This is a genomic window from Allorhizobium paknamense, assembly GCF_030815125.1.
Lineage (GTDB): Bacteria > Pseudomonadota > Alphaproteobacteria > Rhizobiales > Rhizobiaceae > Allorhizobium > Allorhizobium paknamense.
Genome location: NZ_JAUSWH010000007.1, coordinates 1 through 16,017, shown reverse-complemented (window position 1 = coordinate 16,017; position 16,017 = coordinate 1). Strand labels below are relative to the sequence as shown.

At 59.4% G+C, this 16,017-nt stretch carries 12 protein-coding genes and 1 tRNA gene; 6 read left to right on the top strand and 7 right to left on the bottom strand.

The window, feature by feature from the left end:
- Window positions 1–218 precede the first annotated feature (218 nt).
- Complete coding sequence (locus QO005_RS12225; RefSeq protein ID WP_307158326.1) at window positions 219–1,193, top strand: glycosyltransferase family 32 protein; 975 nt, start codon at window positions 219–221, stop codon at window positions 1,191–1,193.
- A 142-nt stretch (window positions 1,194–1,335) separates the two neighbouring features.
- On the opposite strand, the gene QO005_RS12220 is transcribed toward QO005_RS12225, so the two are convergent.
- Window positions 1,336–2,073, bottom strand: coding sequence for a polysaccharide deacetylase family protein (locus QO005_RS12220; protein WP_307158325.1), 738 nt, complete (start codon window positions 2,071–2,073; stop codon window positions 1,336–1,338).
- The gene (locus QO005_RS12215; protein WP_307158324.1) at window positions 2,060–3,169 is read right to left on the bottom strand and encodes a glycosyltransferase family 4 protein; all 1,110 of its coding nucleotides are present in this window, start codon (window positions 3,167–3,169) and stop codon (window positions 2,060–2,062) included. The genes QO005_RS12220 and QO005_RS12215 overlap by 14 nt, the downstream gene beginning before the upstream one ends.
- A gap of 158 nt (window positions 3,170–3,327) precedes the next feature.
- Here QO005_RS12215 and QO005_RS12210 point away from each other — a divergent pair, with 158 nt between their 5' ends.
- On the top strand, window positions 3,328–4,668 hold the full coding sequence (locus QO005_RS12210; protein ID WP_307158323.1) for a nucleotide sugar dehydrogenase: 1,341 nt from the start codon (window positions 3,328–3,330) through the stop codon (window positions 4,666–4,668).
- Window positions 4,669–4,670: 2 nt separating this feature from the next.
- Entirely contained in the window at window positions 4,671–5,153 is a 483-nt protein-coding gene (locus QO005_RS12205) for a class I SAM-dependent methyltransferase (protein ID WP_307158322.1), read from the top strand.
- 231 nt (window positions 5,154–5,384) lie between these two features.
- On the opposite strand, the gene QO005_RS12200 is transcribed toward QO005_RS12205, so the two are convergent.
- The 3 genes from QO005_RS12200 to QO005_RS12190 form a co-directional block, all read right to left on the bottom strand.
- Window positions 5,385–5,849, bottom strand: coding sequence for a cyclic nucleotide-binding domain-containing protein (locus QO005_RS12200; RefSeq protein ID WP_307158321.1), 465 nt, complete (start codon window positions 5,847–5,849; stop codon window positions 5,385–5,387).
- Window positions 5,850–5,884: 35 nt separating this feature from the next.
- On the bottom strand, window positions 5,885–8,605 hold the full coding sequence (locus QO005_RS12195) for an ABC transporter ATP-binding protein (protein ID WP_307158320.1): 2,721 nt from the start codon (window positions 8,603–8,605) through the stop codon (window positions 5,885–5,887).
- Window positions 8,606–8,893: 288 nt separating this feature from the next.
- Window positions 8,894–9,517 carry a TetR/AcrR family transcriptional regulator gene (locus QO005_RS12190; protein ID WP_307158497.1) on the bottom strand — a complete coding sequence of 208 codons (624 nt, stop codon included), beginning with the start codon at window positions 9,515–9,517 and terminating at the stop codon, window positions 8,894–8,896.
- A 92-nt stretch (window positions 9,518–9,609) separates the two neighbouring features.
- Between QO005_RS12190 and QO005_RS12185 the strand changes: the two genes are divergently transcribed.
- Genes QO005_RS12185 through QO005_RS12175 form a run of 3 tightly spaced genes read left to right on the top strand, consistent with a single transcriptional unit; the run spans window position 9,610 to window position 14,848 of the window.
- Window positions 9,610–10,689: an efflux RND transporter periplasmic adaptor subunit gene (locus tag QO005_RS12185; RefSeq protein WP_307158319.1), complete on the top strand. Its 1,080-nt coding sequence runs from the start codon at window positions 9,610–9,612 to the stop codon at window positions 10,687–10,689.
- Entirely contained in the window at window positions 10,686–11,771 is a 1,086-nt protein-coding gene (locus QO005_RS12180) for an efflux RND transporter periplasmic adaptor subunit (protein WP_307158318.1), read from the top strand. The genes QO005_RS12185 and QO005_RS12180 overlap by 4 nt, the downstream gene beginning before the upstream one ends.
- Window positions 11,768–14,848, top strand: coding sequence for an efflux RND transporter permease subunit (locus QO005_RS12175; RefSeq protein WP_307158317.1), 3,081 nt, complete (start codon window positions 11,768–11,770; stop codon window positions 14,846–14,848). The genes QO005_RS12180 and QO005_RS12175 overlap by 4 nt, the downstream gene beginning before the upstream one ends.
- Before the next feature lie 229 nt (window positions 14,849–15,077).
- Here QO005_RS12175 and QO005_RS12170 read toward each other — a convergent pair whose 3' ends face one another.
- Both QO005_RS12170 and QO005_RS12165 read right to left on the bottom strand, forming a co-directional pair.
- Window positions 15,078–15,752, bottom strand: a complete 675-nt coding sequence (locus QO005_RS12170; RefSeq protein ID WP_307158316.1) for a hypothetical protein — start codon at window positions 15,750–15,752, stop codon at window positions 15,078–15,080.
- 174 nt (window positions 15,753–15,926) lie between these two features.
- A tRNA-Met gene (locus QO005_RS12165) sits at window positions 15,927–16,003 on the bottom strand.
- Window positions 16,004–16,017 lie beyond the last annotated feature (14 nt).

Here is a 16,017-nt window from a genome sequence, read left to right as displayed (position 1 = left end):
GCCTTCCTGCATTGTCCATGTCTGGAACTGCCCGGAAAGCGCGAAATCAGACCAAGACAAGGCCCCATTATGCGAGACCGCGTGATCTGCGTTTTTGTTCCCATGCCTGCGGTTGCGCTTTTCGCATTGCCGCTTGCCTTTGGCCCCACCTCATCGCACAACACCGCTGATAGTCTTCCCCATTCGCGGGATAGCGTTAGGCCAAGATGATGAACGATATGCGAAGCCCGCGTGAAAAAGCACGGTCTCTGATCGAGGAAAGCCTGACTGAGGGCAAGGCAGGCGATTTTGCCGGAGCAAGGCGTGGACTGGACGCCTTGGCCGCCGATCATCAGTTGCTGGAACAGGCGGGCCTTGGACCCTTGACCGCAGCCGGCGAACCCCGCAAGCTCCATGCCGCACGCCTGAAACTGGCAAAGCTGGAAGGCGATGCAGGCGCGATTGCGGCCCTTCAATATCATCTGGTGCCGAAGCCGGAGGTGCTTGCCGATCTTGCCGCCTTCCGGCCTGGGGAGCGGGCGGCCATGGCAGAACTGAATATGGCTCCCGTGCCCCGCATCCTGCACCAGATCTGGCTGGGCAGCCTGGCCCTGCCACCGGCCACAGCGGCCTGGGCCGCTGTGAGCACGGCGCAGGACCTGACCTATCGGCTGTGGCGGGAGGCCGATCTGGCCGAGCAGGGCTTTGACCGGCATCCGAGCTTCAAGGCCATGCTGGATCGGGGCGATTATCCCGGCGCAGTCGATGTGGCGCGCTATCTCATTCTGCAACGGTTTGGCGGGATCTATCTGGACTGCGACTGGTATCCGGCGCGGGACGATATCGGCTTTGAGGCCTTCCACCCGTTGATCGGCCTTTCCGCCCTGCCCGAGGAAACCCCGCGACTGACCGGCAAAGGCCCGCTGCTCCTCACCAATTCCTTCATTGCCGCACCGCCCGGCCATCCGGTGTTCGAAAAGCTGCTCAAGACCATGCCGGAGGCCATGGCGCGACTGCCGGACGCGCCCGCTTGGTGGACGACCGGCCCCTTGCTGTTCACCCTGATACTGCGCGCCACCAGCGTCAGCCTCCCCGCCCACGGCTTCGTGGCATCATCCCTGCCGCGCCGCGCCGATTTTGCTGTCGTGGAGGCAGCAAGGGCAGATGCCGCCGCGAACGGAGGCGGCCTGCTGATCGGCTGGAAATCCTGGTGAGACGTTATACCAAGGCTCGAAGATGCTAACGCATCCTCGCCTTGAAGATATTTCGAATATCTCAAATGCATCAGGGGCTTGAGATATTCGAAAAGGGAATACGAAGAGTCATTTTCAATGACTCTTCGTATTACTACTTTTCCTAAAGCATTGCTTTGAAATCAATCCACTCAACGGCGGAATGCCCTGCCGTGAGGCTAAAAAGCTGCTCTAGAAAGCGCCAGACCGCCTCGTCATGCACGAGATGGTGGGTCAGCAGGCCGATCACCGGCCAGCCCCGGTCCATCCAGCCTGCCAGTTCCTGAAACAGAACCTCCGCAGGCCGCCCGCCGCGCGTGCCATGCCAGTCCATCACATCCACATGGGTGTTGAGAAGACGCAAGCGGGCGGCACCTTGATCGGGGACGGGCTTTTCCGCGCCGAAGGTGGAGAGCGCCCGGAAGCCCCGCGAAGGCAATAACGGCAAAAGGGCGGGCGTGATCCGGTTCCACGGCGGGACCAGCATGGGCACAAACCGCCCTTCATGAAGATCTCGCAGTTTGACAAAGCCTTCGGCCAGTTCCGCCGCCACGGTTTCCAGCGGGCGGTGCGCGCCGAGTTCCTGCTTTTTCTCCCCCGCACCCGCATGATTGCAATGCGACCAGCCATGGACGGCAACCGTGACCTGCGGCTCCTCGCAGAGCCGCTCCGCAAGCGCCTCTCCCGTCTGCTCGGGAATGACAGCCAGCGTGACCGGCACCGCATGGCTACGGCAAAGACCAAGCAGGCGTTCAAGCGCTGGCCCCGGCTCCACCGCATCGTCATCACGCAGCCAGAAACGAACCCTCCTGCCGCTGGCGTCTGCATGGTCAAGCATGGCACGAAATTCAGAGCTGTTCATGCTGCCCCTCCCGGCGGGTGACGATCTCTTGCAAGAGGCAATCGAGCCTTGCGGCGGCGGCTTCGATTGATCGTTCGTGCCGGACGAAATCGCGGCCCGCACGGCCAAGCCGTGCCGCCTGTCCGGGATCGGCAAGCAGCGCGGCAATCGCTTCGGCATAGGCCTCGTCATCTCCCGGCGCGGTCAGAAGACCGGTTTGTCCGTCGTTTACCACTTCCGGCACGCCCGCCACCGCTTCGGCAATCACCGGCAGACCGGCTGCCTGCGCTTCGAGATAGGCCAGCCCATAGGCTTCGCCATGGCCTGGCCAGAGGTAGAGCGCACTTTGGGAAAGCGCTTCCGCCACCGCCGCCTGCTTCTGCTCGCCACGCCAGTCGATCCGCGCCGGATCGAGCAGGGAAAATGCCGCCTCAGCCGCGTTCCGCGCCGGACCGTCGCCGATCACTGTCAGCCGCCAGGGCAGATGCTCGATCCGCTTCAAGGCCCGCGCCAGCGCCCTATAACTCATCAGCTTGTCACCGGGGCGCATCATCGCCACGGTCACCAGCCGTCCTGGCTCAGGCTGCGGCGGACGCTTGAGAAAAGGCGCAGGATCGATGAAGGGGAAAATGCTGGCAAGCGATGCCTCTGGTGCCGCCTCCGACAGGCCCCGTTGATCGCGCCCGGTAAAGCAGAGATTGACGGCGGCAAGCCGCACGGCCTCCAGCACCTCGCCTTGAAAAGCCGCCCAGAGACCGAGATTGCGGCGGTTCGAATAGGAGGCCTCCGCCGTCACATAAGGGATGCCAAAGGCGCGGCAGAGCGTCGGCCCCAGCCGGTCCGGCGCCTTGTAATAGGGATGATAGCAGAACCAGAGATCGGGAGCACCCTCTCCCTGCCATTGGCGGGTAAGGCGCTCCACCTCGCTTGCGGCTTCGGCGGCGAAGACAGAAACATCTGCATCCGGCGCGCCATGAAAGGCGCGCAGCGTCGAAGCAAGCTCCACCTCATGCCCCGCAAGGCTCAGAGCCGCCAGCAATTGCCGCGCCATCAGCCGGTCCCCGGAGGGCACGGGATGATCGGGCGATTTCAAGGGCGCGTAAAAGGCGATTTTCATGCGTCATCCATGCGCCAGTCACCACGGCGGATGCAAGAGCCTGGCCAAAATTTGCGCCCGCTTTCATCAGCGATCACACATTTGCGATGGCGGCTTGCGCTTGACATTCGCCCGTCCGCTCCGCAACTGAAAGGCATTCAATGAACTGGACCCATCTTATGCCGCACGCCCGCATCGCCGCCGATCTTCTTACCGCCATTACCGACAAGCGCGCCAAAGCAGGGGTGATCGGTCTTGGCTATGTCGGCCTGCCACTGGCCATGAGCATCGCCAAGGCCGGTTTCAGCGTTCTGGGCTTTGACATCGATCCCGGCAAGATCGACGCCATCGAGGAAGGCCGCAGCTATATCGAGGCCGTGCCCGATGCGGTGCTGAACGAGATGGTGAAAGCCGGGCGCTTTGCCGCCACCACGGATTTTCTGCAGCTGGCCGATTGCGATGTCATCGCCATCTGCGTCCCGACGCCGCTGACGAAGCATCGCGATCCCGACCTGTCCTTCGTGGAAAACACCTGCCGTCAAATCAGCAAGTCGCTGAGGCCCGGCCAGTTGATCGTGCTGGAATCCACCACCTATCCCGGCACGACCGAGGATATCGTCAAGCCGATCCTCGAAACCTCCGAATTGAAGGCGGGACGGGATTTCTTCCTGGGCTTTTCGCCGGAGCGCGAGGACCCCGGCAATCGCGATTTCGAGACCTCGACCATTCCGAAGGTCATTGCCGGCGATGGCCCGGAAGCGTCGCAGATGATGCAGGCCTTTTACGGCAGCGTGGTCAAGACGGTGGTTCCGGTCTCCTCCACCGCAACGGCAGAGGCTGTGAAGCTGACGGAAAACATCTTCCGGGCCGTCAACATCGCCCTCGTCAATGAATTGAAGCTGGTCTACGACGCCATGGGCATCGATGTCTGGGAGGTGATCGATGCCGCCAAGACCAAACCTTTCGGCTTCATGCCCTTTTATCCCGGCCCCGGGCTCGGCGGACACTGCATTCCCATCGATCCCTTCTACCTCACCTGGAAATCCCGCGAATACGACCAGCCGACCCGCTTCATCGAGCTTGCTGGCGAAATCAACACCGCCATGCCGCATTACGTGGTGGAAAAGCTGGCCGAGGGTCTCGACCGCCGTGCCGGCAAGGCGCTCAGCCGCTCCCGCGTGCTGATCATCGGCCTGGCCTACAAGAAAAACGTGCCGGATATCCGCGAAAGTCCTTCCCTGAGGCTGATGGAACTCATTCTGGAACGGGGTGCGGAGGTCAGTTATTTCGACCCCTTCATCCCGGAAATTCCCCGCACCCGTGAATATGGTCACCTGAAGGGCCGCCGCAGCATCGACTGGAACTCCGAAGCGCTGGCCACGTTTGATGCCGTGCTGATCGCCACCGATCATGACAGCGTCGATTATCAGGCCCTGGCCAACCATGCGCCGCTGATCATCGATACCCGCAACGCCATTGCCCGCCGCCAGATCGACGGCGGCACCATTATCAAGGCCTGACCGTGAGCCGTCTGGACAGTTTCATCAATCGTATGGTCGCCCAGCGCGATCTTCTCAACCATATCCGCGATCACCACCCTCTGCCGGCGGAAGGGCCGATCCTGGAAGTGGGGCTGGGCAATGGCCGCACCTTCAGCCATTTGCGGGAACTCTTCCCCGGCCGCCGCATCATCGCTTTCGACCGGCAGCTGGGCGCCCATAAAAGCTCCATACCACCGGAGGGCGATCTGGTGCTGGGAGAAATCGCGGATGCTGGAAAAGCCTTCATGACGGGCGAGGCGGCCTTCGTGCATGCCGATATCGGCACCGGCTATCCGGAAAAAGACGCTGTCACGCTCACCTGGTTGCCGGATATGGTCGTGGGAATGCTGAAATCCGGCGGCTACGCCTTAAGCGGTCTGCCCCTGGCAAACGACGCTTTGGAACCTCTGCCTGTGCTGCCGCATGTGGATCCCGGCCGGTATTTTTTCTACCGCCGTCGCTAAAGGCCGTTGCGGCTTATCAGCCTCATGCAACGTGCTTTAAGGTTTTGTTTAAAAGCATATCGTTATCGCAAAACCGCTGCGCACTTTTGCGCGACATGCTCTAAATTTTTAGGTGTTTCCAGACGAGGGAGCGCATTCCACTTTTCCTGGAAACACTCTCATCAACAGGAATCACAGCCTCGTGAAGAAGGAGAGGCCTGCCGCAATTTCGCCTGCAATTGCCTCCACTCGTCAATCCGCGAGTGCGGCCTGGCGGATGCGATTATTGTCAAGTTCGCTGGTGGCAACGCGCAGACGCTCAGCAAGTGCCCTGCTGATTTCGAAGCTGACACGAGGATTATCCGCCATGACCTTCGAGAGGCAGTCCTTCGAAATACGCAGGGCTTCGACATCGGTGGCAGCGCGGGCGGTCGCGGTACGCGGCCCATCGCAGAGCAGAGCCATTTCGCCGATGATGGAATTGGCGCCTGCGTCGCCGATCTTGATATCGCCTGCGGGCGAATGGGCCATGAGATCAACCTTGCCGCCAATGATGACATAGGCTGCGTCGCCGCCGTCGCCTTGCTCAAACAGGGTTTCACCCTGATTGTAGCTGACACGATGGGATGCGAATGCCAAAAGCTTCAGCTTGCACGGGTCGACGCGCTGAAAAAACGGCACGTGGCGCAACAGCTGAACTTCATCTTTCAGTAACATGGCTGCAACTCAGCTCCTCTTTGCTGGCCCCCCGCTCAGGCTACCAACGCTTTGAAGATACCATTTTCATTGCCCAGAGTCTCGAACGAACCGTCCGCAACAACCGTGCCGCGGTCGAATACCACCACTCTATCAAACATTTTTGACAAGGAAGTGTTCGACAAGACCCATATTACAGATGGATAATTGTCTTGCTCGCGCAGAAATGCAAGCACATCTCGCACGATTTCCTCCTGAGCACGCCGATCAAGCCCGGGAAGAGGCTTGTTGAAGACGTAAAAATCGGATCTGCGCACCAGGGCCCGCGCCAGATTGAGCTTGTGGCGCTGAATGATCGTCAACCGCCGGCCACCGCTGCCAATGTCGAAATCGAGGCCGAGCCCGAGAAACCGCTCGGTCAGCCCGCGCTCGCGTGACAGCTTCACCGCCAGCTTGCGGAATTTCGCCGGCGCCTCCGGATTGCGGCTGACCAGCTTGCCGAACACGATATTTTCCCGAAGCGTTGCTGCGGAAACATAGCGGTGCGGATCGTAGCGCTCGATCCGCTCGCGCAATTCCAGAGGCAGATGCTCATGGAAACGGTCCCGCGCCGCCACCAGCGCATCGCGGATTTCGGCTGTCAGCACGCCGAGGCGGTAGCGCGGTTCGATGTAACGGAAACTCAGCCGGATCATGGCGCGCTGCTCCGCCTCGCTGGGCGCGGGACGGTTACGACCTTTGAGCCTCTGGAGAATCTGCTGGTAGTTCAGCACATCCTCGGCGGTCAACACGTCAAGCTGCTGGAAGAAGGGGTGATCCGGGGGCAGGCCGCCGAAAATTTCCACCAGGTTCTCGGCGATCATGAAGCCCATGTCATAGAGAAGACCCAGAAGACCGGCACTTTGCAGCGCCTCGAAGAAATAGTCGCTTTCATGGGCATGCACCACACTGCCCGCCAGGGGCCGCATGGCGCCGAACAGCAGGTTTTCACCCACCGTCGCTTCGGTATTGTAACGGCTCGGATCGAAATGCACCACGAGGTTGGAAATACCGGCTTTTTCCATCTCGTCGCGCAGCGCCAGACGCAGTTCGACCACCTTTTCCGTCAGCTCGGGATAATCCGCCGGGTCGATGATCGAATGCATCGCCATATCGATCACATCCTGGGTGAGCTGCACGGCATCCAGCGCATTGATCACCGATTTGCGCAGATCGTCCGGCGCTCCGGTCAGGACGGAGGTGCTGCCGCGGTCGATCCAGTCGGCATTGAGGTCGAAATCGCAATTGTCCGCCAACTGCGCCTCACGGATTTCCCACCGGCGCTGGGCGGCATCCTTGCCGGTATAATGCACGGCGTTCATCGGCGCATGCTTCAAACCGTAGACGATGTTCTCCTTCAGGCTGCCATGGAAGAAATAGCCATCCGCCGACACATAGGAAATGCTGCGACCGGAGACGGATTCCGGCAGCTCCAGCAGATCGGCCTCTCCCAGCAGGATTTTTCCGCTCACCGGCCAGACGAGGCGGCCAAAGGCATCGGCCACGCTTTCGGCACCCGTACCCTGGTTATCGACCATGGCCACCGTCTGCGAACGTTCGAATTTGAGCGTGACGTTCTCAACGACCTTGGCGCCGCTGCCGTCCAGCAGCGTGACATTCTGCGTGCACAGAACCTGCGCCTGACCGCTGACCGTACCGATGGCGACCGCCTGCAAGGCGGGATCCATCATGTGCGGCGGCTCGAACTGCTCCAGCACCTGTTCATACTTGACCTGCACGTCCTGACGTGACTGATCCCAGTCGATCAACTCCTTCAACGGACCGGGGAGATCCTTGTAGGCATTGATCACCGCCACCAGCTGACCGACATCGAGGCTGCCGCGCAACGCAAAATAGCCGCCGATGGAGTAGAACAGGAAGGGCGTCAGCTGCGAGAGGAAATTGTTGAAGAACTTGACGAAAAACTTCCACTGATAAAGATCGAAACGGATCTTGTAGATGTGCCCCAGCCGCTTGGCCACGTCCGCCCGTTCGTAATTCGAGGTATCATAGGCGTGGATCGTGCCGATGCCTTCGACGATCTCGCCGACCTTTCCGGCCAGATGGCGCGCCGTGATCTGGCGCTGGCGCCCCAGATCGATCAACCGGCGGCGCATCTTCGGAATGATCCCCACTTGCAGGCCGACCATGACGCCCGCGATCATGCCGAGCCAGAAACTCTGGAGAAAGATGAAGAACAGCGCCGCCAGCGCCTGTCCGCCCAGCATGGCCGGCTGCACGAAGGCATCGCCGGTAAATCCGCCAAAGGGCTCCACCTCATCCTTGACCATGGTGGAGATTTCCGAGGAATGCACCTGCTTCACATAGCTCGGCGGGAAGCGCAGCACCCTGTCCACCAGCTCGTAGCGGATGCGCCGCAAAAGCCGCTCGCCAAGCCGCCCTTTGTAGGTATTGATATAGAACTTGAACAGGCCGTTGACGATGACCAGCATCAGGAAGACGGCGCTCAGCGCCATCAGCATCGACATTCTGTTCAGCGAAAACCCACCGAAGTCGATGGACCAGCCGATGAAGGGAAGATCGTAATGGAAGTTGAGAAACGGCTCCTTTGCATCCGGCTCCTCGAAACCACCCCCCTGGATCGGACCGTTGATGATGCGCTTTGGCAGATCGAAGGCCAGGAAATAAGGCACCATCGAAATGAGCACGATGGAAAGAACCCAGATCTGCTGTCTGCGGGTATGACGCCAGATATAGCGGAGTAGGTTTTTTTCCATTGCAATGTTTCTAGCGCATGTTCGCAGGAGGGTCTTGCTCTTCAGCCGAAAACACCGGCAAAAACAAGAAACAAAAACGTGTTGTCACAAATCCCGATGATAAAGAACCCGTTTTGACAACGGGGGGCATTCCGGCGCCTCGTGCGACGCAACCGTTCTGCCAATCAGATATAGGCGCTTGCGCCGTGAACGCAATTGGACGAAGAGCGCAAGAACGCTGAAAGCATTCCAAAACGCTGATGGACGCCTGTCCGCGCGATCCGGCATGGGTGTCCTCCCCATCCCATCTCAGTGTTTGAGCAGGCCATTCACCACCATATCGATATGGGCGGCCATGAAACCTTCCTGATCCAGCGTTCGCCGATCCTCGAACAATACGCGCCAGAAAATCATCATCAATGCCGGACCGCACACCACTTCCACGAACCGGGCTGCCGGACCGTCCCGAAACTCACCAGCCTGCACCCCCCCTTCAATGATGGCGCGAATACGCGACACCACCGGCTCGATATAGGTTTCATGATTGCGGTCGATAAGATCGGGAAAGCGGCTGGCCTCCGATATGGTAAAGCGGATCAGTTCCCGCGCCCGGTCGTCGGCCATCACATCGGAATAAAACAGTCTTATCGCGTCTTTAAGCTTCTTCTCGTAACGTCCCGTCAAGCCGTCAAGACGCGGGAGGACTTCCTTGAAAGGCTGTGAGATATGATCGACGACCGCTTCGAAGAGGAGCTCCTTCGTGGCGAAATAGACATAGACCGTGCCTTTGGTCATTCCGATCCGGGCGGCAATATCCTCGACACGTGTCGCGGAGAAGCCGTTCTTCACGAATTCTACAAAGGCCGCATCCATGATCTGCTGCGGGCGCAGAGCCTTCTGTTCAGCGCGTGTCGGTTTTGTTTTTTCAGCCATCATTCCTTCACTTTTCGGCGGGCCGGAATTTCTATTGACTAACTGGTCAGTCAATCATATCACTTCCCTCATCTGCGACAAGGGGTCGACGCATGAGAAAAACCCGAATTTTAATTGGCATCGCCGCCGGGGCCCTTGCCTTGTCTTCCTGCCAGAAGCAGGAAGCGCATGAAGGAACCAAGCCGGTTGCCGTGATCACGATGAAGGTGGGGGAAGAGCCGCAAAGAAGAACCGCTTCCGTCACAGGCGACATCAGCGCCCGTGTGCAAAGCGATCTTTCCTTCCGGGTCAGCGGCAGGATCATCGAGCGTTTCGTGGATGTGGGCTCGGTGGTCAAGGCCGGGGAGATTCTTGCGCGCATCGACCCGGAAGAACAGCGCGCCGATGTGGCCGTGGCTCAGGCCAATCTGAATTCCGCCAAGGCAACCGAACTTCAGGCACAGCTTGCCTTCCAGCGCCAGCAAAACCTGTTCACCTCCAATGTCACCACACAAGCAGCGCTCGATTCTGCCCAGGAAACCCTGACGACGGCTGAGGGAAGCGTCGCCTCTGCCCAGGCCTCGCTGGATTCGGCGCTGGATTCGCTGTCCTACACGGAACTGCGAGCCGATGCCGATGGGATCATCACCGCCCGCGATGCTGAGGTCGGCCAGGTGGCCCAGGCAGCCCAGGCCGTGTTTTCGCTTGCCCATGACGGCCCGCGCGATGCGGTGTTCGACGTTTATGAATCGCTCTATCTGCACAGGGCGCCGGGCGATGAAGTCAAGGTGTCGCTGCTGTCCGACCCCCGCCGCACGGTCATGGCCAAGGTTCGCGAAATTTCGCCCTCCATCGACACCTCTACCGGCACCATCCGGGTGAAGGTCAATATCGAACAATCGGCCAATCTTCCGCTGGGGGCGCCGGTGGTCGGCACCTTCCAGTCCGACACCTTTACCAAGATGGAGTTGCCATGGTCCGCCATGGCATCGATCGGCAGCAAACCGGCGGTCTGGGTCTTCGATCCTGCCAGTTCCACGGCCTCTCTGCACCCGATCGAAGTCGCCGCCTACGAAACCGGCAATTTCCAGGTCACCAGCGGCATCAAACCCGGGGACATGGTGGTCATCGACGGCCTGAAATTCATCCGCCCCGGCGAAAAACTCACCTCTGTGGAGATGAAGCACCAATGAAAAAACTGGTTTTTCTCGCATTGGCGTTTCCTCTCCTCGGCCTTGCAGCCTGCCAGAAGCAAGAGGAACAGAAAGCCGAACCGCCTCGCCCGGTGCTGAGCGTGATTGCCCGTAATGACGCCACGGCGGTGCTGATGGCGCCGGGCATCGTGCAGGCGCAATATACGACGGAACTCGGCTTCCGGGTGCTTGGCCGCGTTGTTGCCCGCAATGTCAGTGTCGGTGACATCGTCAAGAAGGGAGACGTGGTTGCCGCTCTGGATGCGATCGCGCTCGAACTTGCGGTCAAAAGCTCGCAGGCCGATCTCTTTAACGCCAAGGCTCAGCAGACGAATGCCGCCACCACCGCCCAGCGGCAGAAGCGGCTGGCCGAAACACGCTCAGGCACGGAAAGCGCGCTGGAAGAGGCAGAACAGGCCCTGAAGACCGCCGATGCCAATGTGGCCAAGGCCCAGGCCAATCTCGACAAGGCCGAAGAACAGTTGAGCTATGCGAAACTTCTGGCGGAGTTCGACGGCGTGGTCACGGCAACCTCCGTGGAGGTCGGCCAGACCGTGTCCGCAGGCGACAGCGTGGTGACGATTGCCCGCCCTGATCCTCGGGAAGTCGTGATCGATATTCCGGAAGGCAATATCGGCGAGCTGAAGACCGGCTCAGTCTTCGATGTGGTTCTGCAACTCGATCCGACCGTTCACAGCCAGGGCAAGGTGCGGGAAATCTCGCCGATTGCCGACACCACGACGCGAACACGCCGCGTGAAGATTACACTCATCAATCCGCCGGTAAGCTTCCGGCTCGGTTCCGTGGTTACGGCATCCACCGCCATGGGCGGCGAAACGAAGATGACCCTGCCCGCAAGCGCTCTTCTCATCCGCGAGGGAGAGGGCAGTTTCGTCTGGGTGGTGGATGAGGCCAGCGGCAAAGTCAGCCGCCGTGCCGTGAAGCTCGAAGACGGGCGACCGGATGGCAGTGTTATCCATGTCACCGAAGGCATTCGCGAAGGTGAGCGTGTCGTCACGGCAGGCGTGCATCAATTGCAGGACGGCCAGACCGTCAAGATCAATGAAAGGAAGAGCCAGTGAAGTCCTTCAATCTTTCCGATTGGGCGCTCGAACACCGCTCGCTGATCTGGTACTTCATGCTGATCTTCGTGGTGCTGGGGGTGTTTTCCTACATCAATCTCGGGCGTGAAGAAGATCCTGCCTTTACCATCAAGACCATGACCATCACCGCCCAATGGCCCGGCGCCTCGGCGGAGGAAGTGACGCGCCAGGTCACGGACCGGATCGAGAAGAAGCTCGAGGAACTGGAATCGCTCGACTACACCAAGAGCATCACGGTCGCTGGCAGCACCACCGTTTTCGTGGAACTGCTGCAGACCACCAAGGCCAAGGATGTTCAGCCCACCTGGCTGCGCGTGCGCAACATGATCGCCGATATCCAGGGAGACTTTCCCTCCGGTGTTCAGGGACCCTTCTATAATGACCGGTTCGGCGATGTGTTCGGCAATATCTATGCCTTCACCAGCGACGGACTGACCCAGCGACAACTGCGCGACCTCGTGGAAAACGCCCGCTCCAAGATTCTCACCGTGCCGAATGTCGGCAAGGTCGATATTGTCGGTGCCCAGGACGAAGCGATCTATCTGGAATTTTCCACCCGCAAGATCGCAGCGCTCGGTCTCGATACGCAATCGGTCATCTCCGTTCTGCAGGCGCAGAACGCCGTCACCCAATCCGGCGTCATCCAGGCGGGGCCGGAACGTGTGGCGATCCGGGTGGGAGGTGCCTTCACCTCTGAAGACAGCCTGAAATCCATCAGCCTCAGGGTCAATGACCGGTTCTTCCCGCTGACCGATATCGCCACCATTCACCGTGGCTATGTCGATCCGCCCACCTCCCTTTTCCGCTTTAATGGCGAGCCTGCCATTGCGCTTGCCATCGGCATGAAATCCGGCGCAAACCTGCTGGAATTCGGCAAGGCGCTTGAGGCCGAAATCAAGCAGGTACAGGCGGAATTGCCTATCGGCGTCGATGTTCATCAGGTTTCCGATCAGCCGGCCGTGGTTGAGGAAGCGGTATCGGGCTTCACCCGCGCACTGTTCGAGGCCATCATCATCGTTCTCGCCATCAGCTTCATCAGCCTTGGCGCGCGCGCAGGGCTCGTGGTGGCCGTTTCCATCCCGCTGGTCCTGGCCATTACCTTCGTGGTGATGGAATATCTTGGTATCTCTCTTCAGCGCATCTCGCTCGGCGCCCTGATCATCGCGCTCGGTCTGCTCGTCGACGATGCGATGATTGCAGTGGAAATGATGGTGGCGCGCCTGGAAGTGGGTGACAGCCTGCGCAAGGCGGCCACCCATGTCTACACATCCACCGCCTTTCCGATGCTGACGGGAACGCTGGTCACCGTGGCGGGCTTCATCCCCGTCGGCCTGAACAATAGCGCCGCCGGTGAATTCACCTTCACGCTGTTCGTCGTCATTGCCGTTTCGCTGATCGTGTCGTGGATCGTCGCCGTTCTGTTCACGCCGCTGCTTGGTGTAACGCTCCTGCCAAAATCCATGAAGAAGCACGCCGACCACAAGGGCTGGTTCGCGAAACTCTTTGCCAGCCTGCTCAACACGGCGCTGCGTTTCCGCTGGATCACGATTGCCTTGACGGTTGCCGTCTTTGCAGCCTCCGTCTTCGGCATGGGCTTCGTGCAGCAGCAGTTCTTCCCAAGCTCTGACAGACCGGAACTGGTGGTGGATTTCAACCTGCCGCAAAACAGTTCCATCCAGGAAACGAACCGGCAGATGGCGAAGTTCGAAAAGGACATGCTCGTCAACAACAAGGATATCGATCACTGGTCCACCTATGTCGGAGAGGGCGCAAAGCGCTTCATTCTCTCCTTCGACGTACAGCCGCAGGACGTCACCTTCGGTGAAATGGTGATCGTCACCAAAGGCCTGGATGTGCGCGACAAGGTGCGCGCCGAATTGCAGGACTATCTGAACAAGACCTTCCCTGGAACGGACGCCTATATCAAACTGCTGGAACTGGGACCGCCTGTGGGCAAGCCCGTCCAGTATCGCATCAGCGGTCCCGACATCCAGGAAGTCCGCCGCTATGCCCAGGAATTCTCAGCCATCGTCGGCTCGCATCCGCAACTGACCAATATTTCCCTTGACTGGAGCGAACCGGCGCGGGTGGTGAAGGTGGATGTGCTGCAGGACAAGGCGCGGCAATTGGGCATCTCGTCCGAAGACATCGCGACGGCGCTGAACGGCGTGGTGGCAGGAACGACCGCCACCCAGGTGCGGGATGATATCTATTTGATCGATATCATTGGCCGCGCCGAGGGCAGCGAACGTGGCTCGCTGGAAACATTGCAGGATCTGCCGCTCAATGGTTCCAATGGCAAATCCGTCCCGCTCTCGGCCGTGGCCAATCTCCGCTATGAACTGGAACAGCCGACCATCTGGCGGCGGTCACGCACGCCGACGATCACGATCAAGGCCGCCGTTGCCGGCAATATACAGCCGGCCACTGTGGTCACTCAACTGGAACCGAAGGTGAAGGATTTCGTCTCCAAGCTGCCGGTGGGCTATGAGGTTAAGGTCGGCGGCGCCGTGGAGGAAAGCGGCAAGTCACAGGGACCGATCGCCGCCGTCGCACCGCTGATGCTGTTCACCATGGCAACGATCCTGATGATCCAGTTGCAGAGCTTCAGCCGGCTGTTCCTGGTTTTCGCAGTCGCACCGCTTGCCTTGATTGGGGTGGTCACCGCCCTCGTCTTGAGCCAGGCGCCTCTGGGCTTTGTCGCCATTCTTGGCGTGCTGGCCTTGATCGGTATCCTGATCCGAAACTCTGTCATCCTGGTCGTCCAGATCGAGGATCTGCGTAAAACCGGGGTTCCCGCCTGGGAGGCCGTCATCGAGGCGACGGAACACAGAATGCGACCCATTATGCTGACCGCCGCCGCCGCAACCCTGGCCCTCATTCCGATTTCACGGGAAATTTTCTGGGGACCCATGGCCTATGCGATGATGGGCGGTATCGTTGTCGGCACGGTTCTCACCCTGCTCTTCCTGCCCGCTCTTTATGTGGTCTGGTTCCGTATTCGCCGGGAGCCGAACCCTGAGAAGCATGCCGGAGAGACGACAGGTGCGGCTTAAGCTGCGGATCGGACGTTCAAAAATAGCCGCTGCCAAACAACGAGCAGAAAACATTCAACCACGGGCGTACCCCGTGGTTGAAGCCGGTTTTAACAAAATAAGTCCAGCCCACCTGTCGTCGGACCTCTTCTAACGCATTTCCAGGAAAAGTGCAGTCGCGGTTTTCCGTTTTGACATGCGTAAAAAAGACTTAGAGCGCTTGAATGTTTCTGTGAAAGAAGGAAACGCTCTAGGGACGTCTCGTCCTGTTATAAACACCACTGAAGCTAACATTAGCCCCGCCGCAATTCATATTATCGGCAGCAATAAGCATATCGCCAATCAAGTGCAGACTGAGTTTGCATGCCCCATCCGAAATTTCCAATTGGGACGCCCGAGGCTTCCCGTGCCCCGTGACCGCCCCGATATTGGGCCCTGCGGGCGCATCCTCCGGATCGGGATGAGCGCTCGGCCAATAAGCATCACCTTTCACAGACACACTGGCATCCGGATTGGCTTTCAAATGGATCTGATTATCGCCATCGCGCCAGTTGCCGATCCAGCCGCGTGCGGAGGGATGATCTGTCTTAGGCAAACTCCGCAGACCGGACAGCGCCACCCACCCGGCACTGTCCCTGCCCTTATTCCTGTAAAACGCACAGACATAATTGCCGCTGCGTCGGGCCAACAGCAAAGCATCATCCTTGATGACGTAGGACGATTGCCGACATCCGCCCTCCCCCTTTGTTGGACAGCCCTCATCGTCTTTAAGAAAGTAAAGGCGCGGTACGGTCACCTTGGCGAGCGAAAAATTCGAAGAACTGCTGGCGAAGTCGCCATTGCGACAAGTCACAGACTGATCTTCTGATTGCGCTTGGGCGATCATCGGTATCGCGAGGACGAAAAATAATAGACCTTTCCTCATGGCGATCCCTCCGAATTTTCAAGCGCACGCAATGTATTTGCGCCGATTTGGGTTATGCGCAAGGCATTGGTGTTTAATCAAAGCCCCAAGGCGACGGGGCAATTTCGGTTTTCTTGCCTTAGAACGCCGAAACCGCCCCCTAGATGGGAGCGGTTATTGATTTATGTTTGGAATTGGTTGCGGGGGCAGGATTTGAACCTGCGGCCTTCAGGTTATGAGCCTGACGAGCTACCGGGCTGCTCCACCCCGCGTTGATATTGGAAGT

What these genes read in the sequence shown, in the direction of transcription:
- QO005_RS12225 (WP_307158326.1), top strand. Translation starts at nt 219, where the DNA reads ATGCGAAGCCCGCGTGAAAAAGCACGGTCTCTGATCGAGGAAAGCCTG.
- QO005_RS12220 (WP_307158325.1), bottom strand. Translation starts at nt 2,073, where the DNA reads ATGAACAGCTCTGAATTTCGTGCCATGCTTGACCATGCAGACGCCAGC.
- QO005_RS12215 (WP_307158324.1), bottom strand. Translation starts at nt 3,169, where the DNA reads ATGAAAATCGCCTTTTACGCGCCCTTGAAATCGCCCGATCATCCCGTG.
- QO005_RS12210 (WP_307158323.1), top strand. Translation starts at nt 3,328, where the DNA reads ATGCCGCACGCCCGCATCGCCGCCGATCTTCTTACCGCCATTACCGAC.
- QO005_RS12200 (WP_307158321.1), bottom strand. Translation starts at nt 5,849, where the DNA reads ATGTTACTGAAAGATGAAGTTCAGCTGTTGCGCCACGTGCCGTTTTTT.
- QO005_RS12195 (WP_307158320.1), bottom strand. Translation starts at nt 8,605, where the DNA reads ATGGAAAAAAACCTACTCCGCTATATCTGGCGTCATACCCGCAGACAG.
- QO005_RS12190 (WP_307158497.1), bottom strand. Translation starts at nt 9,517, where the DNA reads ATGGCTGAAAAAACAAAACCGACACGCGCTGAACAGAAGGCTCTGCGC.
- QO005_RS12185 (WP_307158319.1), top strand. Translation starts at nt 9,610, where the DNA reads ATGAGAAAAACCCGAATTTTAATTGGCATCGCCGCCGGGGCCCTTGCC.
- QO005_RS12180 (WP_307158318.1), top strand. Translation starts at nt 10,686, where the DNA reads ATGAAAAAACTGGTTTTTCTCGCATTGGCGTTTCCTCTCCTCGGCCTT.
- QO005_RS12170 (WP_307158316.1), bottom strand. Translation starts at nt 15,752, where the DNA reads ATGAGGAAAGGTCTATTATTTTTCGTCCTCGCGATACCGATGATCGCC.